Consider the following 375-nt stretch of genomic DNA (forward strand, 5'->3'; position numbering starts at 1 on the left):
AAGGCTTGCTCCTGTTCCTCTGTCAATGCGACTTTCTCTTTGGTATCATTTTCTATGACTTCACTTAGCTTGAAATCAAAAGGGTTTTTCCTCACATAATCATCTTGTATGGCTATGTAGAATGACGCTTTTAACGAGCGTTTATGGTTGTTAATGGTATTGTAGGAAAAGCCTTTGTCTTTCATGCGTAACGCCCATTCTTTAGCGTCAGAGGGTTTTATCGTATCAATGCTCCTAGCACCTAACTTGTCCTCTTTTAATAACCGCATGAGTTGTTCCCGTTGTTTCTGTGTGCTTTTCTTCACATTTGTCCTCTGTGCGTTCTGTTTGGCATAGAGTTGGCAAAGCGTCATTTTCTTGCCTGTGCTGTCGATA

At 41.1% G+C, this 375-nt stretch carries 1 protein-coding gene; it reads right to left on the minus strand.

The annotated features are described in order from the left end of the window. On the minus strand, positions 1-375 hold a 375-nt coding region (locus KSU54_RS19615), incomplete at both ends, for a phage integrase SAM-like domain-containing protein (RefSeq protein WP_254881448.1).

It is taken from the genome of Erysipelatoclostridium sp. MSK.23.31, assembly GCF_019125875.1.
GTDB classification, from domain to species: domain Bacteria; phylum Bacillota_I; class Bacilli_A; order Erysipelotrichales; family Coprobacillaceae; genus Thomasclavelia; species Thomasclavelia ramosa.